Origin of the sequence: Amycolatopsis rubida (genome assembly GCF_900115345.1) — a bacterium.
In the GTDB taxonomy this organism is placed as follows: domain Bacteria; phylum Actinomycetota; class Actinomycetes; order Mycobacteriales; family Pseudonocardiaceae; genus Amycolatopsis; species Amycolatopsis rubida.
Genome location: NZ_FOWC01000003.1, coordinates 545,226 through 566,465 on the forward strand (window position 1 = coordinate 545,226; position 21,240 = coordinate 566,465).

Annotated in this window: 23 protein-coding genes and 3 pseudogenes; 17 read left to right on the forward strand and 9 right to left on the reverse strand. The window is 70.1% G+C overall.

What is annotated here, in order from left to right:
- Positions 1 to 68 precede the first annotated feature (68 nt).
- Both BM362_RS50555 and BM362_RS16875 read left to right on the forward strand, forming a co-directional pair.
- A pseudogene (locus BM362_RS50555) lies at positions 69 to 284 on the forward strand (flavin reductase family protein); the annotation flags it as partial.
- Between the two features lie 165 nt (positions 285 to 449).
- Complete coding sequence (locus BM362_RS16875) at positions 450 to 1,268, forward strand: alpha/beta fold hydrolase (protein WP_093573745.1); 819 nt, start codon at positions 450 to 452, stop codon at positions 1,266 to 1,268.
- On the opposite strand, the gene BM362_RS16880 is transcribed toward BM362_RS16875, so the two are convergent.
- From BM362_RS16880 to BM362_RS16895, 4 genes and pseudogenes are all read right to left on the reverse strand, one after another.
- Entirely contained in the window at positions 1,243 to 1,815 is a 573-nt protein-coding gene (locus BM362_RS16880; RefSeq protein ID WP_244287177.1) for an SDR family NAD(P)-dependent oxidoreductase, read from the reverse strand. The two genes, BM362_RS16875 and BM362_RS16880, sit on opposite strands and share 26 nt — an antisense overlap.
- A gap of 198 nt (positions 1,816 to 2,013) precedes the next feature.
- Positions 2,014 to 2,265 carry a hypothetical protein gene (locus BM362_RS16885; RefSeq protein WP_093573746.1) on the reverse strand — a complete coding sequence of 84 codons (252 nt, stop codon included), beginning with the start codon at positions 2,263 to 2,265 and terminating at the stop codon, positions 2,014 to 2,016.
- Positions 2,265 to 3,109: pseudogene (locus BM362_RS16890) on the reverse strand (3-ketosteroid-9-alpha-monooxygenase, oxygenase component); the annotation flags it as partial. The pseudogene BM362_RS16890 and the gene BM362_RS16885, both read right to left, overlap by 1 nt.
- A 59-nt stretch (positions 3,110 to 3,168) precedes the next feature.
- Positions 3,169 to 4,074: an IclR family transcriptional regulator gene (locus BM362_RS16895; protein WP_244287178.1), complete on the reverse strand. Its 906-nt coding sequence runs from the start codon at positions 4,072 to 4,074 to the stop codon at positions 3,169 to 3,171.
- Positions 4,075 to 4,391: 317 nt separating this feature from the next.
- Between BM362_RS16895 and BM362_RS48980 the strand changes: the two genes are divergently transcribed.
- From BM362_RS48980 to BM362_RS50560, 4 genes and pseudogenes are all read left to right on the forward strand, one after another.
- Complete coding sequence (locus BM362_RS48980; RefSeq protein ID WP_244287179.1) at positions 4,392 to 4,583, forward strand: LLM class flavin-dependent oxidoreductase; 192 nt, start codon at positions 4,392 to 4,394, stop codon at positions 4,581 to 4,583.
- Complete coding sequence (locus BM362_RS16905; RefSeq protein WP_244287180.1) at positions 4,583 to 5,035, forward strand: AMP-binding enzyme; 453 nt, start codon at positions 4,583 to 4,585, stop codon at positions 5,033 to 5,035. The genes BM362_RS48980 and BM362_RS16905 overlap by 1 nt, the downstream gene beginning before the upstream one ends.
- A 278-nt stretch (positions 5,036 to 5,313) precedes the next feature.
- Complete coding sequence (locus BM362_RS16910) at positions 5,314 to 6,162, forward strand: acyl-CoA dehydrogenase family protein (RefSeq protein ID WP_244287181.1); 849 nt, start codon at positions 5,314 to 5,316, stop codon at positions 6,160 to 6,162.
- Positions 6,163 to 6,196: 34 nt separating this feature from the next.
- A pseudogene (locus BM362_RS50560) lies at positions 6,197 to 6,316 on the forward strand (2,3-dihydroxybiphenyl 1,2-dioxygenase); the annotation flags it as partial.
- Between the two features lie 32 nt (positions 6,317 to 6,348).
- Here BM362_RS50560 and BM362_RS16915 read toward each other — a convergent pair.
- A complete protein-coding gene (locus BM362_RS16915) occupies positions 6,349 to 7,020 on the reverse strand; it encodes a class I SAM-dependent DNA methyltransferase (protein ID WP_208865242.1) in 672 nt (223 codons plus the stop codon).
- A gap of 94 nt (positions 7,021 to 7,114) precedes the next feature.
- Positions 7,115 to 8,608 carry an FAD-binding protein gene (locus tag BM362_RS16920; protein ID WP_093573748.1) on the reverse strand — a complete coding sequence of 498 codons (1,494 nt, stop codon included), beginning with the start codon at positions 8,606 to 8,608 and terminating at the stop codon, positions 7,115 to 7,117.
- A gap of 142 nt (positions 8,609 to 8,750) precedes the next feature.
- Between BM362_RS16920 and BM362_RS16925 the strand changes: the two genes are divergently transcribed.
- The 7 genes from BM362_RS16925 to BM362_RS16955 all read left to right on the forward strand — a co-directional run bounded on the left by BM362_RS16925 (position 8,751) and on the right by BM362_RS16955 (position 14,231).
- Positions 8,751 to 9,362 carry a TetR/AcrR family transcriptional regulator gene (locus BM362_RS16925; protein ID WP_093573749.1) on the forward strand — a complete coding sequence of 204 codons (612 nt, stop codon included), beginning with the start codon at positions 8,751 to 8,753 and terminating at the stop codon, positions 9,360 to 9,362.
- Between the two features lie 94 nt (positions 9,363 to 9,456).
- On the forward strand, positions 9,457 to 10,230 hold the full coding sequence (locus BM362_RS16930; RefSeq protein ID WP_067581483.1) for an SDR family oxidoreductase: 774 nt from the start codon (positions 9,457 to 9,459) through the stop codon (positions 10,228 to 10,230).
- Positions 10,230 to 10,874 (forward strand): PaaI family thioesterase, encoded by a 645-nt coding sequence (locus BM362_RS16935; protein WP_093573750.1) that lies wholly within the window; start codon positions 10,230 to 10,232, stop codon positions 10,872 to 10,874. The genes BM362_RS16930 and BM362_RS16935 overlap by 1 nt, the downstream gene beginning before the upstream one ends.
- Positions 10,871 to 11,632, forward strand: coding sequence for an SDR family NAD(P)-dependent oxidoreductase (locus tag BM362_RS16940; protein WP_067581488.1), 762 nt, complete (start codon positions 10,871 to 10,873; stop codon positions 11,630 to 11,632). The genes BM362_RS16935 and BM362_RS16940 overlap by 4 nt, the downstream gene beginning before the upstream one ends.
- A gap of 21 nt (positions 11,633 to 11,653) precedes the next feature.
- A complete protein-coding gene (locus BM362_RS49950; protein ID WP_167545340.1) occupies positions 11,654 to 12,277 on the forward strand; it encodes an amidase family protein in 624 nt (207 codons plus the stop codon).
- Positions 12,171 to 12,890: an amidase family protein gene (locus BM362_RS49955; protein WP_093573874.1), complete on the forward strand. Its 720-nt coding sequence runs from the start codon at positions 12,171 to 12,173 to the stop codon at positions 12,888 to 12,890. Before BM362_RS49950 ends, BM362_RS49955 begins: the two co-directional genes overlap by 107 nt.
- Before the next feature lie 108 nt (positions 12,891 to 12,998).
- The gene (locus tag BM362_RS16955) at positions 12,999 to 14,231 is read left to right on the forward strand and encodes an NADH:flavin oxidoreductase (RefSeq protein WP_093573752.1); all 1,233 of its coding nucleotides are present in this window, start codon (positions 12,999 to 13,001) and stop codon (positions 14,229 to 14,231) included.
- A 20-nt stretch (positions 14,232 to 14,251) separates the two neighbouring features.
- On the opposite strand, the gene BM362_RS16960 is transcribed toward BM362_RS16955, so the two are convergent.
- Positions 14,252 to 15,298 (reverse strand): NAD(P)-dependent alcohol dehydrogenase, encoded by a 1,047-nt coding sequence (locus tag BM362_RS16960; RefSeq protein WP_093573753.1) that lies wholly within the window; start codon positions 15,296 to 15,298, stop codon positions 14,252 to 14,254.
- A 97-nt stretch (positions 15,299 to 15,395) separates the two neighbouring features.
- On the opposite strand from BM362_RS16960, the gene BM362_RS16965 reads away from it, so the two are divergent.
- The gene (locus tag BM362_RS16965; protein WP_093573754.1) at positions 15,396 to 15,998 is read left to right on the forward strand and encodes a TetR/AcrR family transcriptional regulator; all 603 of its coding nucleotides are present in this window, start codon (positions 15,396 to 15,398) and stop codon (positions 15,996 to 15,998) included.
- Between the two features lie 21 nt (positions 15,999 to 16,019).
- Here BM362_RS16965 and BM362_RS16970 read toward each other — a convergent pair whose 3' ends face one another.
- Positions 16,020 to 16,844: an SDR family NAD(P)-dependent oxidoreductase gene (locus BM362_RS16970; protein ID WP_067581503.1), complete on the reverse strand. Its 825-nt coding sequence runs from the start codon at positions 16,842 to 16,844 to the stop codon at positions 16,020 to 16,022.
- Positions 16,845 to 16,913: 69 nt separating this feature from the next.
- On the opposite strand from BM362_RS16970, the gene BM362_RS16975 reads away from it, so the two are divergent.
- Genes BM362_RS16975 through BM362_RS16985 form a run of 3 tightly spaced genes read left to right on the forward strand, consistent with a single transcriptional unit; the run spans position 16,914 to position 19,572 of the window.
- Positions 16,914 to 17,684, forward strand: coding sequence for an SDR family oxidoreductase (locus BM362_RS16975; protein WP_093573755.1), 771 nt, complete (start codon positions 16,914 to 16,916; stop codon positions 17,682 to 17,684).
- Between the two features lie 13 nt (positions 17,685 to 17,697).
- Positions 17,698 to 18,903 (forward strand): acetyl-CoA C-acetyltransferase, encoded by a 1,206-nt coding sequence (locus tag BM362_RS16980; protein ID WP_093573756.1) that lies wholly within the window; start codon positions 17,698 to 17,700, stop codon positions 18,901 to 18,903.
- Between the two features lie 51 nt (positions 18,904 to 18,954).
- Positions 18,955 to 19,572, forward strand: coding sequence for a flavin reductase family protein (locus tag BM362_RS16985; RefSeq protein ID WP_093573757.1), 618 nt, complete (start codon positions 18,955 to 18,957; stop codon positions 19,570 to 19,572).
- Positions 19,573 to 19,661: 89 nt separating this feature from the next.
- Here BM362_RS16985 and BM362_RS16990 read toward each other — a convergent pair whose 3' ends face one another.
- Entirely contained in the window at positions 19,662 to 21,227 is a 1,566-nt protein-coding gene (locus BM362_RS16990) for an AMP-binding protein (RefSeq protein WP_338080415.1), read from the reverse strand.
- Positions 21,228 to 21,240 lie beyond the last annotated feature (13 nt).

Consider the following 21,240-nt stretch of genomic DNA (forward strand, 5'->3'; position numbering starts at 1 on the left):
TGACGCAGCGGTCATAACCCGGAACCTCGTCCGGACTTCCTTCGACGCCGAAATCGCCGCGGGAGAAAATCCTCGGCCGGTCGTCGGCGCCGGGGTCCGCCGGACAGTTCTGCGTCAACGTGCTGGCCGAACCGCAAGCTGACCTCTGCGGCCGCTTCGGGTCCCGCCGCGGGCGTCGCTTCGAAGTACTGGATTGGCAGCTTTCCCGCTGGGAAACGCCGGAATTGCCCGGCGTATTGCTCCGCGTGCACGCCGAGATCGAGACCGTGCACCACGCGGGCGACCACCCGGTCGTACCTGTGGGCGGGTGTCGTCGGCGTTGCCGGGGCGGCGATCATCCTGGCGATGCAGCACGGGCGCAAACCCGCGCAGGGCGGGCTGGCCGAGGAAAGCGACGCGGCCGCCCGAGTGACGGTCGCGCAGACCTGAGAACGGCCATACTGCGTCGCGTGGATCAAGCGGTGCGGACTGAAGACGGTATCCGGCTTTGGGCGGTGAAGACGGGCGACGGCGAACCGGTCGTCTTCTGTCACGGCGGCCCAGGGTTGTGGGACATGATGGCGGACGTCGCGGCTGACCTCTCGGCAGTCGCGACGGTCTGTCGCTGGGACCAGCGAGGATGCGGCCGATCGCAGCGGCAGGGACCGTACTCGGTGGAACGGACAGTGGCCGATCTCGACGCGGTCCGGGCCCATTTCGGCTGGGACCGCGTCGCGCTGCTGGGCCACTCGTGGGGCGCGCAGCTGGCGTTGCGCTACACACTGGCGCATCCGGACCGCGTGGCGAAGCTGGTTTATGTCTCCGGCACCGGAATCGACGACGACTCGACCTGGCACGCGGGGTACGAGCGCAACCTGCGGAACGCACTGGGAACCCGCCTGACGCGATGGGAGTCGCTGGCAGCCAAGGAACGTACCGCCGAGGAAGACCAGGAGTACTGTGTCCTGCAGTGGTCAGCGGACTTCGCCGAGCGCGCGCTTCAGCACGCCGAAGCCATGGCTGACCCGTGGTTCGGCGTGAATTTCGAGTGCAACGCCGCGCTGAACCGCGAGCACTCGCCAGACCTGCGCGCCGGCTGCGAGAGGCTCGATGTCCCGGCTCTGATCGTGGACGGAACAGCGGACATCCGGCCGCGCTCAGCGGTGGATTCGCTGGAACAGGCGTTGCCGGTGGTGTCGCGCGTGCGACTGTCAGCCGGTCATCTGCCGTGGGTGGAGGATCCGGCCGGCTTCCACTCCGCGGTCAGCAGGTTCTTGGCAGGGCCGTGAAGGGCTGCTGCCTACCGGGCGGGGAGCAGCTTTCGTGTCGCCTCGTGCGCGGCCAGTGCCAGTTCCGCGCGCGGGAACCCGCTTCGCTTTTCCGCGGTGGCGAGGTTTCCGCCCGCGACCCACACCGGGCCGTCCGCGAGGCGCGCCAGACGTCCTCCGATTCGGCCACGTTCAGTCCGGGCAGGTCGAACGCCAGTCCGGCCCGCTCCATCGCCGGAGTCCGGGTGACGCCCAGCACCAGTTCGAGCACGTCCATGCCGCGGTCCCGCATCTCCAGCCACAGCCCCTCGGCGAGCACCCGGCCGAACGCTTTCACCGCGGAATACACGCTGATCTCCGCCTGTCCGAGATACCCGGCCAGCGAGCCCACCAGCACGATCCCGCCCCGGCCGCGTGCAGCCATCAGCGCGCCGAAGTGGTGCGTCAACGCGAGATGCGCGGTGATGTTCGGATCGAGGACTCCGCGTACCCGCGACAGATCTCCGGTCACGAACTCGTGTCCATAGCTGTTCGCGCCGGCATTGGAGATCAGCAGCCCGTCAGTCACTTCCCGGATCGCCGAGAGCACCTACGGATCGAGAAGATCTGTTTGCACAGTAAGAACTTCGACGCCAAGCGCTTGCACCGCGGCCGCCGTCTTCGCCAACGGCTCAGGTTTGCGCGCGATCAGCACCAGATTGATCCCGGCCTCGGCGAGCCGAGCCGCCCGCGACGACCGCCCACGAGCTGTACTTCTCGTTCATATTCATTCGCCGGCCACCGCGATCCCCCCGTCCGCGACCGCCCGGTCGATCGAATCCCGCAACGCATGACAGTCGCCGAACAAGTCCTCCGCGCAGGCCGATCGTTCGACGCATCGCGTGGAAGCCGCGGTGTCCCACTGAATGCTCGTCTGATGCCAGCTGCTCTTGCGCACCGTCAGCCAAGCCTCGCAGGTTCCGCATCGGACCGGCCGCATCGGTTCGTCCAGCAGCCGGTTGTCGGCACGGACCGCCATCAGACGCGCTCGCCGGTCCGGCGGCCGAGGTTCTCCTCGACCTCCTCGCACCACGCGGCATTCGGCTTCGCGGTGTCCAATTCGAACTCGAACCGCTCGGTCATCTCCGGCGTGACGTCCGCGACGTCCACATGGAACTGTTCGTACCTGCGCCGCAGCTGGTAGACCGGACCGTCCTCCTCGCACAGCAGCGGGTTCCCGATCCGGATGAAATCACCCATCTTGCGCGCGGTTTCCTCGCCCTCCGCGCCGGAGAGCTGGTCCGTGCGCTTCACGACGATCCCGTACTGCAGCTTGAACGAATTCGCCGTGACGGGGTAGTGGCAGATGATGAGGACTGCGTCGATGTCCATGCCCTCGTAGTGATACGTCAGCTCGTCGATCATGAAGGACGCCCGTAGCAGGCGGCGACGTGTCCCTCGAAGATGTTCTTGAAATACGTGGGGAAAGCGAAGCGGACGGAGAAGAAGTGCGCCATGTCCACGACGTTGTCGACGACCTCGCGGCAGTTCGTGTCGACGTGCGTTTCGTACCAGGTCCAGCCGGCGCGCGTGGCGTCCTCGATGCGCGGGATGACGACGTCGGCGGGCGGCGGACTGCCCTCCGGGTCGTTCCAGGCGAACAGCATCTTGTCCTGCACCATCGTCGTCCACGCGGCGGCCCCAGCGCCCTGCGACAGATCGCCGCCCATGTGCCTGCAGTACGCGTCGAGCACGTTGAGCTGACCGTCCTCGCCGGCGAACACCACGAGCTTCGGCCCGAACGCGGTGATCGGATGCGGCCTGCCGTCGGCGAAGCTCTCGGCCAGCCCGAGACAGTGCCACCCGCGTGGGCGCCGCGCCGGCCTCGATCAGCGGACCTCGTCCGGTGCCGGCTCCACGGTGGTCATCGTCGGATCCCCTTTCAGCGCCTCGCTTCCGCGAGGTCGAACGTAGAACGGCGGGCAGTCCCGGGGCCGGTGGCATCCCGATGGCTGGGAGTCCTTTGCGGATGGTTAGTTCCAGCCGGGTGCGACCGGACCATCGGGTACAGCTCCTGGGTGACCTGTCGCGCGGCGACCACGACGAGCGGTGCGACGCGCTCCAGTGCGGTGTGCGCGTCGCCGACCAGAGAGATCGCCGCCTCGGGTCCTTCCGGGCCCCGGATGGCGGCGGCGACGCAGGAGATGCCGGAAAAGCATTCGCCGCGTTCGAAGGCGAGGCCGTTGCGGTCGCGGATCCGGCCGAGTTCGCGGTGCAGCGTCACCGGGTCGCGGATCGTCCGGCTGGTCTGGCGGACGAGCGTCGGCATGACCCGGTCCTCGACCTGTTCGGCGGACAGCCACGCGAGCATCGCCTTGCCGAGCGCGGTGCACTGCGCGGGCGCGCGGCCGCCGACGCGCGACGGGACGATCGCGGCGAACCGCCCGCCGACCTTGTCGAGATACCGGACGTCGGCTCCGTCGAGGATCGCCAGGTGCGCGACCATCCCGGTGCGCAACCGCAGTTCGTGCAGCACGGCCGCGGTCGCCTCGCGCAGTTCGAGATGGTTGCCGCCGGTGCCGCCGAGGTTCAGCGCCCGTGCGCCGAGCGCGTAGCCGAACGACGAATGCGACAGCCATTGCAGGCGCACGAGCTGGTCGAGGATGCGGTGCGCGGTCGAACGGGGGAGATGGGTCGTTCGCGCGACCTGTTCGAGAGTGAGCCGGGTGCTCGGCGCGTCGAAGGCGTCGAGGATCAGCGTCATCCGCTCGACCATCGACGGCGCCACGGTGCGGTTCTGCGTGCCGTCCGTGCCGAGGGAGCCCGTTTCGATCGCGGCAACCGTCATGCTGTGCTCCTCGCGAACGAATTGAAATCATTTCTAGTTTTGACGGTAACACGGCGGCCGCCCGAACCGTCAACACGCGGCGGGTCACGACTGCGGCACGGCCCCCGATCAACGGGAGAACCCGCTCGCGCCGGCGCGGCGGCCGGTAGGCATGGCGGTATGGACATCGGCCTCGTGAGCCCCGTGGTGACCCGGCTGCCGGGGATCCGAAGGCCTGAGAGGGTGCCGCAGGCATCGAAGACCTGGCACGGATCGCCTCGGCTTCCGGTCCGTTCGCGACGTTCGGTTTCCTCGCCGCGCGCACCAGCCGGATCCGGTTGGTCACGCAGGTGCTCGTGCTGGGGTATCACCACCCGCTGGAGATCGCGAAGCGCTACGGGACGCTCGACGCGGTCAGCGGCGGACGGCTCGTGCTCGGCCCGGGCGCCGGATCGCTGCGGGAGGAGTTCGACCTGCTGGGCGCGCCGCGACCGCGGAATGGGAGGTCCGGGACGCGTTCGGCGAGGTAGTGCCGGACGGCAGCGCGGGGGAGATCTGCGTCCGCAGCCCGTTCACGATGCTTGGCTACGGGGAAGACCCCGAAGCCACGGCTGCCGCTGTCGACGCCGAGCGGTGGCTGCACACCGGGGTTCTCTCGGAGGGACAGCTCCGGCTCGCCGCACGGCGTTCGGATTTGATCTTGCACGGCGGGGAGAACGTCTATCCGGCCGAGGTGGAGAACGTGCTGGCGGAACATCCGGCGGTGCGGGAGTGCATTGTGCTCGGCGTGCCGCAGGCCGACCTGGGGCAGGAAGTGGCCGCGGCGGTGCTCTCGGCAGCGGTCGAGGTGGCGGAACTGCGGGCCTTCGCGGCCGCGCGGCTGGCGTGCTTCGAGGTCCCGACGCGACGGCGGATCAGGCCGGATCCGTTGCCGCGCAACGTGACTGGCAAGGTCGTGCGGAACCAGGTGCCGCGGCCCTGATCCCGTTGACCGGGAGCGCGCTCGCGTGCTCCGCTGGAAGGCTCGGGGCAGCCGGGACCGCACCGTATCCGGACCGGAGGAAGGGAAGCGCCATGACCATCCCGCTCTTGCCGCAGCCGAACAGAGTGCGGAAGCGATCGCCGCCCTCGGACCGGAGAACGAGCGGCTCGGCAGGCTCGCCGACGAAGCGGCCAAGGTGCTCCGGGAAACCGGCGCGGTCACAATGCCGCAACCCGCCGATTACGGAGGCGCATCCGCGTGCATTCGCGGAAACGGTGATGCGGCTGGCTTCGCTCGACGGCTCGACGGGCTGGGTCGCCGGGATCGTCGGCGTGCATCCGTGGGAAATGGCGCTCTGCGACCGTCGCGTGCAGGAAGAAATCTGGGGTGCGGACAACGACACCTGGATCGCCTCGCCGTACGCGCCGATGGGCGTGCTGAAGCCGGTCGACGGCGGGTATGCCGTCACCGGACGGTGGCAGTTCTCCTCCGGCACCGATCACTGCGACTGGATCTTCCTCGGCGACGCGGACGGCAATGTCGTGCAGCCGCCCCGGAATTACCCCGTGCTCCTGCCGCGCGCGGACGACGAAATCGTCGAGGACACCTGGGATGTCGTCGTCAAGGACGCGTTCGTCCCGGACTACCGCGCGGTCCCGTTCACGACGATTTTCCCGCTCGGCATCACGTCCGCGGTGATCGGTATCGCGGAAGGCGCGTTGGCCGCGCACCTGGCCTGTCAACGCACACGCGTGCACATCACCGGCACCCGGGTGAAGGACGACCCGTACGTGCTGTATGCGATCAGTGCCGCCGCGGAAGAGATCAAGGCTTCCCGAACTGCCCTGCTGGACAACGTTTCCCGATTCTACGACAAGGCCGCCGCGGGCTCGGCTCGCCGACCGGGCCGCGTCGCGCCGCACGCAGGTCGCCGCGGCGTGGCGGGACGAGGTGGTCGCCCGCAGCGGCGGCAACGGCCTGCGGATGGACAACCCGGCTCCAGCGGTTCTGGCGCGACGGCCACAGGGGCCTGGCGCACGCGATCCACGTGCCCGCTTCGGTGTTCCACGCGTCCGCGCCGACCGACCTCGACGTCGAGCCTCCGCCCGGCCCGATGCTCTCCATGAGCTGACCTTTCCCGCCCCCGCGAGGAGTTTCGCCATGACCGAGATCCGAGGGCTTGGATACCTCCGGGTCCAGAGCCGGGACCTGCCGCGCTGGCGCGAGCTGACCGTGGAGGCGCTCGGCTTCGCCGAAACGTCCGGTCCGGTCGCCGACGGCCTGTACCGGCGGCGTTCGCGCAGGCTGCGGGGTCACGACGCCTTCTCCCACACCGACACGTGCTGCGCACTCTCGTGCGTGAACGGCTCGCCCGCCCAGTTTTCCCACCGCGACCGCAACCGCAATCCCGCCAGCCGCGCCATCAAATCCAGCTCGGCAGGCCACACATACCGGAACGGAATCGCCCGGAACTCGCCGCGCCCGTCTGCCACTCGCGCGTGGTACGAACTCATCGACTGCGTCGAGACGTCGTACAGATCGAACCCCCACTGCGTCGCGCTGAGAGCGAACGGCACGACAGTCTGCCCCGGCGGCAGCTTCCGCAGCTGCGGCACCCCGACCTCGATCACGAAGCATCCGCCCGGCTTGAGATGCGCCGCGGCATTGCGGAAACAGGCCACCTGCGCGTCCTGAGAGGTCAGGTTGCCGATGGTGTTGTACACCAGGTAGGCCACCGAAAAACTCCCGGCGACCCGGGTCGTCGCGAAGTCGCCGATCGTCACGTCGACGGCTTCGCCGCCCGGTTTCGCGCGCAACCGCGCGGCCATCGCGGGCGACAGATCGATTCCGCACACCGGCACCCCTCGCGCGGCAAGCGGCAACGCGATCCGGCCGGTGCCGACGCCCAGTTCCAGCGCGCGACCACCGCCGGCAAGCCCGGCCAGGACGTCGACCACCGGATTCACCGCTTCCGGCGTGCACATTTCGGCTGAAGATTCGTCGTACCGCGCAGCGACACTTTCCCCGAAGTAGTCCTCCACGCCAGCGACGGTAACCGGCACTGGCGTGGAACGCAGGTCATTTTCCGGCCCGTGCCACCAGATCGTCGACCGCCCGGGCGGCGAAAGCCATCGCCGTGCCCAACGGAATTCCCGGCCCCGGGTACCAACCGCCGGTCATGGACGCCGCCGAATTGCCGACCGCGTAAAGACCTTCCACCGCCGAATCGTCCTCGCGCAGCACCCGCGCGTCCGGATCGGTCACCAACCCGCCCTTCGTGCCCAGGTCCGACAACACCAGCCGGGCAGCGCGGAACGGCGGGCGATCCACCGGCACCAGCACCGGATTCGCGAAATGCCGCGCGTATTCGTCCTCGCCACGGCCGAAATCCGCGTCGTGCCCGGCCTCGGCGAACGCGTTGAACCGGGCAACCGTCCCGGGCAACTCCGGAGCGTCGATCAGCTTCGCCAGCTCCGCGAGCGTGTCCGCCTCCACCCAGGTGCCAGCCGCCAGATGGTCGTCCGGCCGTCCGCCCGGCACCGCGATCGCGGGCAGCCGGCCGCCCTCGCGGTTGTCGAACACGATGTGCGACGGGACCCGCCGCGCCGGATCCGCTGCCATCACGCGGCCCATCTGGTCATACGGCAGCGATTCGTTCGCATACCGCCGCCCGTCGCGGTCCACGACGAGTCCGCCGCGGAAGCCGAGCGTGAACGACGCGCCGCCGTCCGGCATCGCGATTCCCGGGCACCACCAGCCCTCGTCCATCAGATCGACGGCCGCGCCGAGTGCGATCGCCGCCGCCAGGGCCTGGCCGCGGTTCGTTTCCGCGGGCGCCATCGACCACGCCGCCGAGCCCGGCACTCCGGAGTGGTTCCGCAGGTCCGCGTTCCGCTCGAACCCGCCCGCGCCGACGAGCACGCCATAGGTCGCCCCGATCCGCCGCGGGCCGACGCCGACGACCCGGCCGTTCTCGGCCACCAGCTCGCCGACCGGAGTTCCGGTGAAGACGGTTCCGTTGCCGGTCGCGTCGAGGGCCAGCAACAGCCGCCCGATCAGCGCGCGGCCGCCGTCCAGCGGGGCGTCCCGGTGCCCGCGGCCGGCGCGGTCGCGATCGACCGGCGGACGCACCAGCTCGGCTCGTTCGCCCAGCTCGGACAGCGGCAGGCCGACCGGCACGAACGAGCGTCCGCCGGGGACCCGGCCCGGCCGGTCGAAGTAGTCCGGGAACGCCCGCCACTCGAACTCGAGCGCCGGATCCGCCTCCAGCGCCGCGACCAGCTCCGGCGCCTTCGCCAGGAACGCCTCCTGCCGGCCGGTCCGGTCCTCGCCGAGCAGCGCGCGCAGGTACTCGCGCGCGGCGGCGGTGGAGTCCGGGACGCCGAAGCGCTCCTGGACCTGCGTGCCGGGCAGCCAGCAGGCGGCCCCGGAGTACGCGGAAGTCCCGCCGAGCCGGTCCGCGCCCTCGACCACCGCGGTGCGCAACCCGGCCCGGGCAGCGAGGTACGCGCCGGTCAGCGCACCCGCGCCGGATCCGGCTACCACCACGTCGAACTGGTCGTCGAAAGCCATGAGTCCTCCAAGTCGCCGCGACCCGGCGAGCCAACCGCATCCGCGGCGCGCCGGGGCACGGCCGTCCCACTCACCGGTAGCGGCGGCGCCCGGCGGGAGGAGCGTGGGAGAGAATGGCCTGATCACGAGCGGAGGAGTCGCGGTGCCGAGAGTCGCCGAAAACCGGGCGCCGGCCACGCCGAGTTCGCCCGCGCAGCAGGAGCGCTACCGCCGGATCCTGCGAGCGGCCGCGGACCACGGCGCCGAGCACGGCCTCGACCGGATCCAGATGCTCGACGTCGCCCGCGACGCCGACGTCGCCATCGCCACGCTCTACCGGTACTTCCCGTCCAAGACGATCCTGTTCACCGCGCTGCTGCACAGCCAGATCGAGCAGCTGGACCGCAACAGCGTCCCGGTCGAACCCGGCCAGGAACCGGCCGAGGCGGTCGCGCGCGTGCTGGTCGAGGCCGCCCGCCGGCTGCTGGAACGGCCGCGGCTCGCGCAGGCGATGCTGCAGTCGAACAACGCGACCGTCGCGGGGGAGTCGCCCACCATGGCCGCGGCGGTCGAGTTCGCCGATCTGATCCTGCGCGTCGCCGGGGTGGCCGAGGCCGGCGAGCACGACCGACGTCTGGTCCGGCTGATCGAGCAGACCTGGTACGGCGTGCTGACCTCCCAGCTGAACGGGCACATCACCGCCGAGGAAGCGGAGGCGGACACGGTGCTGGCGTGCCGGTTGCTGCTGGCCGAGCTGGGCCGTCCGGCTCGCTGACCGGTTCTCCCGGTGACCGGGATCGACCCGCCGTGCGCGCGCGGAGTCTCGTAGCGTCGGGGCCGTTCCCCGAACCCCGCCTCAGGAGGCCGTCATGCCGCGCACCGTCGTCGTCACCGGAGCGAGTTCGGGGATCGGGGCGGCGCTCAGCGGTCTCCTCGCCGAACGCGGCGATCAAGTCCTCGGCGTGGACCTCGCGGGCAGCGACGTGGACGCGGACCTCTCGACCCCGCGCGGCCGCGCCGCTGCCGCCGAGGAGGTCGGCAAGCGCACCGGGCACGTCGACGCGGTGGTCGCCTGCGCCGGAACGGCGAACCCCGGCGAAGCCATGGTGACGGTGAACTACTTCGGCAGCACCGAGTTCGTCGAAGCCCTGCAGCCGCTGCTCGCGAAATCCGAGGGGCCGCGGGTGGTCCTGGTCGGCTCGATCTCCGGCACCCAGCCGAACGACCCCGCGGTGGTCGAGGGCTGCCTGCGCGGCGACGAGCAAGCCGCGTTGACCGCCGCCCGCGAGGCGATCGCGGACAATCGCGCGCTCCAGCTGTATCCGTCCTCGAAGTCCGCGATCGCGCAATGGGCGCGCCGGACGTCCGTTTCGGCAGGCTGGGCCGACGCGGGCATCGCGGTCAACGTGGTCGCGCCCGGCGTGGTCCGGACGCCGATGACCGACGAGCTTTTCGCCGACCCGAAGATGAAGGCCGTGATGGACAAAGCGGTCCCGATGCCGCTGCACGGTTACGCGGCCGCGGAGGATGTCGCGCGCGTGCTGGCGTACTTCGCCGACGCCGCGACCACGCACATCACCGGCCAGGTCGTCTACGTCGACGGCGGCGCCGAGGCGACGCTGCGCCCGGCGGCGCACTACTGATGACGACTTACGCGGAAAACGTCCCGTTGTCGCCCGTCCCGAACGACGACGGCATCGACGCTGCCGTCGCGGCGGCCCGCCGGGTGGTCAGCGCGCTCCTGCACGCGGGTGCGGACAGCGCCGCACCGATGACCGACCTCGCCCGCGACCTCGACCGGATCGCCGGCCAGCTCGAAGAACACGCGCCGGCGCGGCAGGAACGGTTCGTCGGAATGTGGGCCGGGCGACCGCGCCACGATCCCGTCACCGGTCCGGAAAACGCGCTCGCGCCGCCGCTGCACCTGCACGGTCTGCCGGACGGCTCGGTCGCCGGCACGGTGACACTCGGCCTGCCCTATCAGGGTCCGCCGGGCTGCGTGCACGGCGGGATTTCCGCGTTGCTGCTGGATCACGCGCTCGGCGTCGCCAACAGCTGGGGACCGGGGCCGGACGGGATGACCGGCACGCTCAGCGTCCGCTACCACCGGACGACTCCGCTGTTCGAGGAGCTGACGATCCGCGCGCGGCAGCAATCCAGCGAGGGCCGCCGGATCCGCACGACCGGCGAAATTCTCGCCGACGGGCAGGTCTGCGTTTCCGCGGACGGCGTTTTCGTGGCGAAACACGTCGCACGACCGGTTGCCCCGGACGAAGGAGGCCGATGAACACGCTCGCGGGCCGGGTGGCCCTGGTGACCGGTGCCGGGCAAGGCGTCGGGCAAGGAATCGCGCTGGCGCTGGCGGGGGAGGGAGCGTCGGTCGCGGTCCTCGGGCGCACGCGCGGCAAGCTGGACGAGACCTGCCGCCTCCTGCGTGAGCGGGGAGCTTCCGCGGAGCCGTTCGAGTGCGATGTCGCGGATACCGCGTCGATTCCCGGCGTCGTCGACGAGGTTGTTTCGCGGTTCGGCCGGCTGGACATTCTGGTCAACAATGCCTACTCCGGTGCTTTCGGGCCGTTGCTGGAAATGAGCGACGAGGATTTCGCGCGCGGTTTCGAGACCGGTCCGTTCGCGGCGTTCGCGTTCATGAAAGCCGCCCACCCGCATATGAAGGCGACCGGTGACGGTTCGATCGTCAACCTGGTCACCTCGGCGATGGTGCGCTGGGATCCCACCACCTACGGTGCTTACGCCGCGGCGAAACAAGCCTTGCGCTCGCTGTCGCGCACCGCCGCCGTGGAGTGGGCGCGCGACGGGATCCGGGTCAACGCGATCGCGCCGCACGCGTTGTCGCCCGGGTTGAAGTGGTGGACCGAGCACAATCCCGAAGAGGCCGCTGAATTCGTCGCGACCATTCCGATGGGCCGGATCGGGGAATGCGAGGAGGACATCGGCCGCGCGGTCGTCGCGCTGGTCGGCTCCGATCTGCGCTACCTGACCGGAGCCACCGTGCCGCTGGACGGCGGCCAAGCCTTCTTCGGCTGAGCCTTCCGCGGAGACATCGCCGTGTCCACCCTTTCAGCCCTCGACACCGCGGCCGCCGTCCGCCGCGGCGACCTGTCCGCCCGGGAAGCCGCCGAACAAGCGATCGCCCGCATCGAGGAGGCGGATCCGCGGCTCAACGCCGTCGCCGGCCGCCGCTTCGAGGCTGCCCTGGCGGAAATCGACGCCGGTCTGCCGGACGGCCCGCGCACCGGAGTCCTGTTCCTGGTCAAGGGCCTCGGCACCGAAGTGGCCGGTCTCCCCGCCACTCAAGGCAGCCGGTTGTTCTCTTCTGTAGTGTCCACTGTGGACAGCGAACTGGTCCGCCGCCGCAAACGCGCCGGCCTGGTCATCCTCGGCGCCACCAACACCCCGGAATTCGGCCTCAACGCCAGCACCGAACCGCAGCTGCACGACCTGTCCCGCTCACCCGGCGGCTCCAGCGGCGGTTCCGCGGCCGCCGTCGCCGCGGGCCTGGTCCGCGCCCGCGCGCGCGACCGACGGCGGCGGCTCGATCCGGATCCCGTCGGCGGTGTGCGGTTTGGCCGGCCTGAAGCCGAGCCGCGGCCGCACCACCGGCGCCCCCGACTCCGGCACCCTCGCCGCCCCGGTCCCCGTCGCCCATGCGGTCACCACGACTGTCCGTGACAGCGCGGCCCTGCTGGACGCGATCGCCGGACCACTCCCGGGTGAAGCCTTCGCGGCCCCGAATCCGCCCGGCACTTTCCTCGACGCGACCCGCCGCACCCCCGGTCATCTCCGCATCGGCCTCGCCACCCAAGCCCGAACCGGCGTCGACCCGCATCCGGCATGCCTGGCCGCCGTGCAGCAGACGGCGAAACTGTGCGAGGAACTCGGCTATTACGTCGAGGAAACCGTGGCCCCGTTCGATTTCCCGGACGTCCGCACGACCGGCGGGGTGCTGATGGGCGCGGACCTGGTGGTGATCGTCGAAGATCAGCTGGCGGCGCTGGGCCGCGAACTTCAGCCGGGCGACGTCGAGCCGTTCACTGCTCGACCACTACCGCGGCTTGACCGCCAACCAGCGCCATCGCGCACCGCGCCGGGCACAGGAGATCGGGTGGGAGGCCGGGCAGGTCTTCGCCCTGTGCAGTCGCGGCGGATCTGGGCAGGAGGGGGCGCTGTTGTCGTTGGCGGCGCAGCTGGAGGGGGCGGCCTCGAACCGGGATCAGCACTCACGACACTCCACGCATTGGCCACGCGGCGGCGCGACCAGTCCCGTCGGCGAGGGGCCTCGTGAGTGTTTGTGCCGGTCAGAACCGGGATCGCCGCTCACGAGCCCCGGCCCGCATCCCGGTCACCGGGATCGCCGGAGCGGCCCGCCTCCTCCCCTTCCTACCGTGGCACCGTGACTTCCACGACCGGCACCCCGCCCGATCCGCTGGCCCCCGCCCGGCTCGGGCCGGTGCAGTTGCGCAATCGCGTTGTCAAGGCGGCGACCTACGAGGGGCTCGGCCATCACGGCCGGGTCACCCGGGATCTGGTCGATTTCCACGTCGGCTACGCGAAGGGCGGCGTCGGGATGACGACGGTCGCCTACTGCGCGGTCGCCAAGGAAGGGCGCACCGACCGGCATCAGATCTATTGGACCGACGAAGCCCTCCCCGGGCTGCGCGTGCTCACCGACGCCGTGCACGCCGAGGGCGCGGCGATCTCGGCGCAGATCGGGCACGGCGGGCCGGTCGCGAATCCGAAGGGCAACGGGCTGCCCGCGCTCGCGCCGAGCCGGTACTTCCACAAGACGACGCTCAGCTTCGCCCAGAAAATCGACCACGCCGGCATCGAACGCGTCAAACGTGCCCACGCCGGCGCGGCCCTGCGCGCCATCGAGTGCGGCTTCGACGCGATCGAGGTCCACTTAGGACACAACTATCTGATCAGCTCCTTCCTGAGCCCGAAACTCAACCATCGCACCGACGAATACGGCGGTTCGCTGGAAAACCGCGCCCGGCTCGCGCGCGACACGATGCGCGCGGTGCGTGACGCGGTCGGCGACCGGATCGCGGTGATCGTGAAAATGAACATGGACGACGGCGTGCCCGGCGGCTTCTGGCTCGACGAGGCGATCCCGGTGACGCGCTGGCTCGAAGCCGACGGCACCTGCGACGCGCTGGAGATGACCGCCGGTTCGTCGCTGCTCAACCCGATGTACCTGTTCAAGGGGGACGCGCCGGTCCGCGAGTTCGCGGCGGTGCTGCCGCAGCCGCTGAAGCTGGCTGTGCGGGCGGTGGGGAAGCACTTCATTCGCGAATATCCGTACCGGGACGCGTTCCTGCTTGAGGACGCGCGGCAGATCCGGGCCGCGGTGAAGCTGCCGATGGTGCTGCTCGGCGGGATCACCGGCCGCGCGTCGATGGAGGTGGCGATGCGGGAGGGGTTCCAGTACGTCGCGATGGGCCGGGCTTTGCTGCGCGAGCCGGATCTGGTGAACCGCATCGCGGCTGAGCCGGAGACGCCGTCGTTGTGCGTCCACTGCAACAAATGCATGCCGACCAACTTCACCGGGACCCGGTGCGTGCTGGTGGACCGGACCACGACTCGGGGTGCGCAGTGGGGCCAGCCCGCGGGTTACGTGGACTGACCGCGGCGAATTCGGTGCGGTCAGCGGTTCTGCGGCAGATCCGACAGGTCCAGTACGAACCGGTACCGGACGTCGTTGCGCGCCAAGCGGTCCAGGGCTTCGTTGACGCGTGCGGACGGCAGGAGTTCGATGTCGGCGGTGATGCCGTGCTGGGCGCAGAACTCCAGCATGGCGGCTGTCGCGGGACGCCCGCCACTGCCCGCGGAGCTGAGTTTCTTGCGTCCGATCAGCAGGTCGGTGGCCTGCACGGTCACTGCCCCGAGGTGTCCGACGAGGCTCAGGGTTCCGTCGAGAGCGACGAGCTTCAGGTAGGGGGCGACGTCGTGCGGGACGGCAATGGTGTCGATGACGACGTCGAACCGGTCCCGAGCCGCGGCCATCTGGCGTTGGTCAGCGGAGACGATCAGATCGTGGCCGCCGAGCCGCCGGGTGTCGCCGGCTTTGCCTGCCGATCGGCTGACGACCGTGGTCTCGGCTCCGAGCGCGACGGCGAGTTTGACCGCGAGGTGCCCGAGACCGCCGAGCCCGGCCACGGCGACGCGGGCGCCGGGTCCGACGCCGAGGGCTCGCAGCGGTTCCCAGACGGTGATTCCCGCGCACATTAGGGGAGCGGCGGCCGCGGGGTCGAGCCCGGCGGGGAGCGGGTAGGCGAACTCGTCGCGGACGACGTACTCGCGAGAGAACGCTCCCAGCGTGCTGGTTCCGTCGTGCCGATCGGTGCCGCCGTAGGTCAGGGTCGGGAACTCGTGACAGAAGTTTTCCTGTCCTGCCTGGCACATCGCGCATTCGCCGCACGAGTCGACGATGTTGCCGACAGCGACCTGGTCGCCGAGGGCGAATCGGGTGACCTCGCGCCCGAGGCCGGTCACCACGCCGGTGAACTCGTGGCCTGGCACCAAAGGCGCGTCGCCGGTGTGGGTGCGGACGGCGTGGAGGTCGGTATGGCAGACGCCGCAGTAGTCCACGCGAACGGCGATGTCGTCGGCCCGCAGCTCCCGGCGACGCAGGGAGGTCCGCCGTAACGCGGCTCCGGCGCGGCCGGCCTGCCAGCTCAGCGTGCTCCGCATGCTCGCTCCTTAACAAACAGACTGTTCGGTCTATTGCCACAGTAGCGGCGGCTCGCCGATTCGGCAAACAGACTGGTCTGTTGTTATCGTGCCCGGCATGGCCGACAAGCCCCTGACCTCGCGCGGCACCGCCACCAGGCAGCGCATCCTGGACGTCGCGACCCAGGAGTTCGCCGAGCACGGGATCGCCGGGGCGCGAGTCGAACGCATCGTGGCCGCCGCCCGCACCAACAAGGCGCAGCTCTACGGCTACTTCGGCAGCAAGGAAGGGCTGTTCGACGCGGTTTTCTCCGCTTCGCTGGAGCGGATCATGACCGTCGTGCCGATCGACGCCGCCGATCTCGCCGGCTGGGCCGTCCGCCTCTACGACGAGTATCTCCGTCGCCCCGACCTCATCCGGTTGGCGACCTGGGAGCGTCTGGAACGACGCCCGGCCGGGCATCTCGTCGACGACAGCAACCGGCTCGACGACGCCAAACTGCGGGCCATCGCCGACGCGCAAGCCGCGGGTGTCGTCCGGGACGGGGAGCCGTTCGACCTGATGGCCATGGTCATCGCGATGTCGATGGCCTGGTCGCCGGTCAGCAACGTCTACGCCGCCAGCGACCAGGAGGCTCCGGAACTGCACGAGCAACGCCGGAACCTGCTCCGTGCCAGCGTTCAGCGCGTCATCGCACCCAGCCGAGGGCAGGGCTCGTGAGCCGCTCCCGAGCCGCCCGGCTCAGGTCTCTCGCGGAAAGTTCGTGAACCCCTTCCGGTCGGTCCGCAAGTGCCACCCCGAAGCCGCGAGCGTTCCGCCGTCGACCGGGATCGTGTGGCCGGTGACGTACGAGGCCGCATCAGTCGTCAGGAACTCGATCACCTTCGCGTACTCGTCCACGTGCCCGAACCGGCCCAGCGGCACCCACGTCTCGATCGCCGACGGGTCGTTGTCGCGCAGCATCGCAGCGGCAGGAGTCTGCTGGCTGTCCGCGAGATCCGGCGCGATCGCGTTCACCCGGACGCCATGCCGCCCCACATCGACGGCCAGGCTCTTCGTGAACGCTGAAACCCCGGCATTGTAAGCGGAATACACGGCATGCCCAGGGATGCCGCGAAACGCTTCCACTGTCGAATTGTTCACGATGACACCGGCTCCGTGCGAGATCATGTGCGGCAGCACTCGGTGGGTGACCTTGAAGACGTGCAGCAGGTTCAGTTCATGCAACCGCGCCCACTGTTCCGGCGTGCTGTGCAGGAAATCCCGGGATGCGGGCCGGAAATCGCCGACATTGTTGACCAGGAAGTCGATCCGGCCGTCGCCCAGGTGCAGCGCGGCAGCGGTGACGGCCTCGACCACCTCGTCGGTCACGATGTCGCCGATGACCGTTTCGCACACGCCACCGGCCGCCTCGATCTCGGCGCGCGCGGCGGCAGCGGCGGTGGCATCGATGTCGTTCAGCACGACCAGGTCCCCGCGCGCGGCGAGGCGGCGGCTGGTCGCCCCGCCGATCCCCAGTGCACCCCCGGTGACGATGCTGACCCGCCGGATTGCTTCCTGTGGCATGGAAAACCTCCTCGTCCTCAACCTAGCATTTGTTTGGTAGGCTGAGCGCTCCCGGCGAGAAGGAGCAGCATGCCTGTCAGCTTCGACCTCACCGATCGCGTCGTCCTCGTCACCGGCGGAGCGCGCGGAGTCGGCGACGGCATCGTGGCGACGTTCCTCGAAGCAGGCGCCGAGGTCGAGATCTGCGGGCGCACCGAACCCGGGAAGCTGCGCGAGATTGACGGCCGCAAGCCGCGATTCACGAAGGTTGACGTGCGGGAGCCGGAGCAGGTCCAGAAGTGGCTGGCGGGGATCGGCGAGCGGCACGGGCGGCTCGACGTCGTGATCAACAACGCCGGCGGCGCACCGTTCGCGCAGTTCGCCGAGGCGTCGCCGCGGTTTCATCGCAAGATCAACGATCTCAACTTCCTGGCCGCCGCGTACGTGCTCCACGCGGCGCATCCGATCCTGCGCGAGACGCCTGGAGCGTCGGCGGTGAACGTCACGTCGATCTCGGCACGACGGCCCAGTCCGGGTACCGCGGTGTACGGCGCGGCGAAGGCGGCCCTGGAAAGCCTCACGACCAGCTTGGCGGTCGAGTGGGCGCCGCGGGTGCGAGTCAACGCGGTCAGTTGCGGTTTGGTCGAGACGCCGGGTTCCGAGGACCACTACGGCGATCCGGCGCAGCGCGACGCGGTCGCCCGGACGATCCCGCGTGGACAGTTCGCGTCGCCGGCCGAGGTCGGACAAGCCTGTTTGCTGCTTGCTTCACCGCTCGCGAGCCATGTCAGCGGAGCGGTGCTCAATGTGGACGGAGGCGGCGAATGGCCCGCTTTCCTCCAGCACACCCCGAACGCCTGAGGAGGACCTTGCTGTGCCCGAAGCCGTGATCGCCTCCGCCGCCCGCTCGCCGATCGGGCGGGCGTACCAGGGCTCGCTCAAGGACCTGCGGCCGGACGACCTCGCCGCGCAGATGGTCGAAGCCGCGCTGGCGGCGGTTCCGGATGTCGCCCGGATCGACGACCTGATGCTCGGCTGTGCGCAACCGGCCGGGGAGCAGGCGTACAACCTCGGCCGGATGGTCGCGCTGCGGCTCGGTCTCGACGCGGTGCCCGGCACGACTGTGCACCGGTACTGTGCGTCTTCGCTGCAGACCACGCGGATGGCGATGCACGCTGTCCGCGCGGGCGAGGGCGAGGTGTTCGTCTCGGCTGGTGTCGAGTGCGTTTCGCGGTTCTCCCAAGGCAAAGCCGACGGCATGCCAGACACGAAGAACCCGTTGTACGCCGACGCGATGGCTGTGACCGAGAAGCGCGCGGGCGGTGGTCTGCAATGGACGGATCCACGGAAAGACGGTGCGCTGCCGGATGTCTACATCGCGATGGGCGAAACTGCGGAGAACGTCGCTGACCATTGTGGAGTGTCCCGAAAAGACCAGGACGCGTTCGCCGTGCGCAGCCAGAACCTCGCCGAAGCGGCGGGGGAGTTCTGGCAGAAGGACATCACCCCGGTGACCTTGCCGGACGGTACGGTGGTGTCCGCAGACGACGGTCCGCGGGCGGGTGTGACACTCGCGAAGGTATCTCAGCTCAAGCCGGTGTTCCGTCCGGGCGGGACGGTCACCGCGGCGAACTGCTGCCCGCTCAACGACGGTGCGGCCGCGCTCGTGGTGATGAGCGACGTCCGGGCGCGCGAGCTGGGCATCCAGCCGCTGGCGCGGATCGTCGCCACCGGGGTGTCCGCGTTGAGTCCGGAGATCATGGGCCTCGGGCCGGTTGAAGCGAGCCGGCAGGCGCTGGGCCGGGCCGGACTGTCGGTCAAGGACATCGACCTGGTCGAGATGAACGAAGCCTTCGCCGCGCAGGTGCTGCCGTGCGTCGGCCAGCTGGGCCTGGACCTCGGCCGCGTCAACGTGCACGGCGGGGCGATCGCGCTGGGCCACCCGTTCGGTTCGACCGGCGCGCGGATGGCGACGACGCTGCTGCACGGCCTCCAGGCGAAAGACGCGACCTTCGGCCTGGAGACGATGTGCGCGGCGGGCGGCCAGGGCATGGCGATGGTGCTGGAGCGGCTCGTCTGACCGCGGGACGGTTCGGCGCGCACCGAACCGTCCCGCGGTCAGGATGCGGTCATGGATTCCGTCGTGATCGACCCGCCGGTGCTCTACCCCGGCACCCCCGTCGTGTTGCTGTCCAGCGCGAACGCCGACGGGACGACCAACCTGGCCCCGATGTCGTCGGCCTGGGTGCTCGGCCGCACCGCCGTGCTCGGCTTCGGCAGCACCGGCCACACCTTCGCCAACCTGCGCGACCGGCCGGACTGCGTGCTGAACTACCCGAGCGCCGAGCTGTGGCCCGCCGTCGAGCGCTTGGCCGGGCTGACCGGCGCTCCCGTCGTCCCGGCGCACAAGGCCGGCCAGTTCCGCACCGAACGGGACAAATTCGGCACCGCCCGCCTGACCCCGGTCCCGGCCGACCTCGTCGCGGTCGACCGGGTCGCGGAATGCCCGCTCCAAGTCGAATGCCGGGTGACCGCCGCGCGCCATCCCGGCGATCCCGCTGTCGGCATCGTCGAGGCCGAGGTGCTCCGGGTGCACGTCCATCTCGCGCTCGCCGAACCGGACCTCAGGCACATTCGCGTCGCCGCGTGGGAGCCGTTGTTCTATCTCTTCCGGCATTACGTGGGCCGGGGGCCTGAGCTTGGCCGGACTTTCCGGGCCACTACAGCCGAGTCCGCTCCGGGTCCGTGACGGCACGGTCGGCGATGCGAGGCCGGCCAGGAACTGACCCGAGAGCGGGCTTCTGCCTGCGCGCCGGAAAAAGGATGCGGCCGCCCTGGTCACCCGCCCAGCTCCCGTTTCACGATCTTCCCGCTGGCGTTCCGCGGCAACTCGGCGATCGCCACGAACTCGCGCGGCACCTTGAAGTTCGCCAGCCGCTCCCGGCAGTACTCGCGCAGCGCCTCCGGATCCAGCTCGACCCCCGACCACAGGGTCACGTAAGCGCGGCCGACCGAGCCCATCCGTTCGTCGTCCACGCCGATCACCGCGGCCTCCACGACGTCCGGGTGGGTGCTCAGCACGTTCTCCACCTCGGCCGGGTACACGTTGAACCCGCCGACGGTGAACATGTCCTTGAGCCGTCCGGTGATCTTGACGCAGCCGTGCTCGTCCAGCTGTCCGACGTCGCCGGTGTGCAGCCAGCCGCCGGCGTCGATCGCGGCCGCGGTCGCGTCCGGGTCGTCGAAGTAGCCGAGCATCACGAACTCGCCCCGGATGAGGATTTCGCCGTCCGCGTCGACCGGCACGTCCTTGCCCTCGCCGTCGACCGCCCGGATTTCCAGGCCGGGCACCGCCGGGCCGGTCGTGTGCGCGACGTGGCGAGGGTCCTCGTTCGGCCGCGACTGGGTCGCCACCACGCATTCGGTGAGCCCGTACGCCTGCGCGACCTGCTCGAAGCCGAGGATTTCCAGCATGTCCGAGAACAGGTTCTCCGGCACCGAAGCCGCGCCGGCGATCGCGAAGCGCAGCGACGACAGGTCGAACTCGGTGCGGCGCGGGTGGTTGATCAGCGTGGTGAAGACGGTCGGCGCGCCGGGCAGCACCGAGATGCCTGCTCGCTGGACCAGTTCCATCAACGCCACCGGGTCGAACGTCAGCACCGGATAGATCGTCGTGCCCGCGGTGATCGCCGCGACGACCCCGGCTTTGTACCCGAAGGAGTGGAAGAACGGGTTGACGATCGCGTACTTGTCGGCGGGGGTGAGCGACGCGCCCTTCGCCCAGACGTCCGCCACGCCGATCGTCTGGGCGTGCGTGCTCATCACGCCCTTGGGGACGCCGGTGGTGCCCGAGGTGTACAAAATGTCCGCCACCGTAGAGGGCGTCACCACGGATTCGTCGACGGCGGGCACCGATTCCGCCCCGGCGAGGAATTCGTTCCACGGCAGCGCGACGCCCTCCGATCCGAGGTCGATCACGGTGTGCAGCCGCGGAAGTCCGGGTACCGCACCGGAGCCACCCGGACCGGAAGCGGCCTCGGTCAGCATCCGGAGATAGTCGTTCCCGAGAAATCCGTTGCACAGCACCAGCACCGAAGCGCCGGACCGCTCCAGCACCACCCGGGCTTCCTCGCCGCGGTACCGGGTGTTGATCGGCACCAGCGCCGCGCCGAGGCACTGCGCGCCCAGGAACGTCAGGATGAATTCGACCCGGTTCGGCGACCACACCGCGACCCGGTCGCCGGAGCGGACGCCGACCGCGGCCAGCGCCCGGGAAACCGCCCGCACCCGCTCCCGCAAACCGGTCCAGGACAGCCGTGTCGTACCGTCGGCCACGGCCGGGGCGTCGCCGTGGCGGCGGGCGGCTTCGTCGAGCAGGGCGGGCATCGTGCGAGGCGTCGGCACGCGGGTCTCCTCA

Excerpts from the sequence above, each read along its gene's own strand:
- BM362_RS16910 (WP_244287181.1), top strand. The coding sequence starts at position 5,314 with ATGCGGCTGGCTTCGCTCGACGGCTCGACGGGCTGGGTCGCCGGGATC.
- BM362_RS16930 (WP_067581483.1), top strand. The coding sequence starts at position 9,457 with ATGCCGCGCACCGTCGTCGTCACCGGAGCGAGTTCGGGGATCGGGGCG.
- BM362_RS16895 (WP_244287178.1), bottom strand. The coding sequence starts at position 4,074 with ATGACGGTTGCCGCGATCGAAACGGGCTCCCTCGGCACGGACGGCACG.
- BM362_RS16940 (WP_067581488.1), top strand. The coding sequence starts at position 10,871 with ATGAACACGCTCGCGGGCCGGGTGGCCCTGGTGACCGGTGCCGGGCAA.
- BM362_RS16975 (WP_093573755.1), top strand. The coding sequence starts at position 16,914 with ATGCCTGTCAGCTTCGACCTCACCGATCGCGTCGTCCTCGTCACCGGC.
- BM362_RS16985 (WP_093573757.1), top strand. The coding sequence starts at position 18,955 with ATGGATTCCGTCGTGATCGACCCGCCGGTGCTCTACCCCGGCACCCCC.
- BM362_RS16920 (WP_093573748.1), bottom strand. The coding sequence starts at position 8,608 with ATGGCTTTCGACGACCAGTTCGACGTGGTGGTAGCCGGATCCGGCGCG.
- BM362_RS16965 (WP_093573754.1), top strand. The coding sequence starts at position 15,396 with ATGGCCGACAAGCCCCTGACCTCGCGCGGCACCGCCACCAGGCAGCGC.
- BM362_RS16960 (WP_093573753.1), bottom strand. The coding sequence starts at position 15,298 with ATGCGGAGCACGCTGAGCTGGCAGGCCGGCCGCGCCGGAGCCGCGTTA.
- BM362_RS16935 (WP_093573750.1), top strand. The coding sequence starts at position 10,230 with ATGACGACTTACGCGGAAAACGTCCCGTTGTCGCCCGTCCCGAACGAC.
- BM362_RS16970 (WP_067581503.1), bottom strand. The coding sequence starts at position 16,844 with ATGCCACAGGAAGCAATCCGGCGGGTCAGCATCGTCACCGGGGGTGCA.
- BM362_RS16885 (WP_093573746.1), bottom strand. The coding sequence starts at position 2,265 with ATGGCGGTCCGTGCCGACAACCGGCTGCTGGACGAACCGATGCGGCCG.
- BM362_RS16915 (WP_208865242.1), bottom strand. The coding sequence starts at position 7,020 with ATGTGCACGCCGGAAGCGGTGAATCCGGTGGTCGACGTCCTGGCCGGG.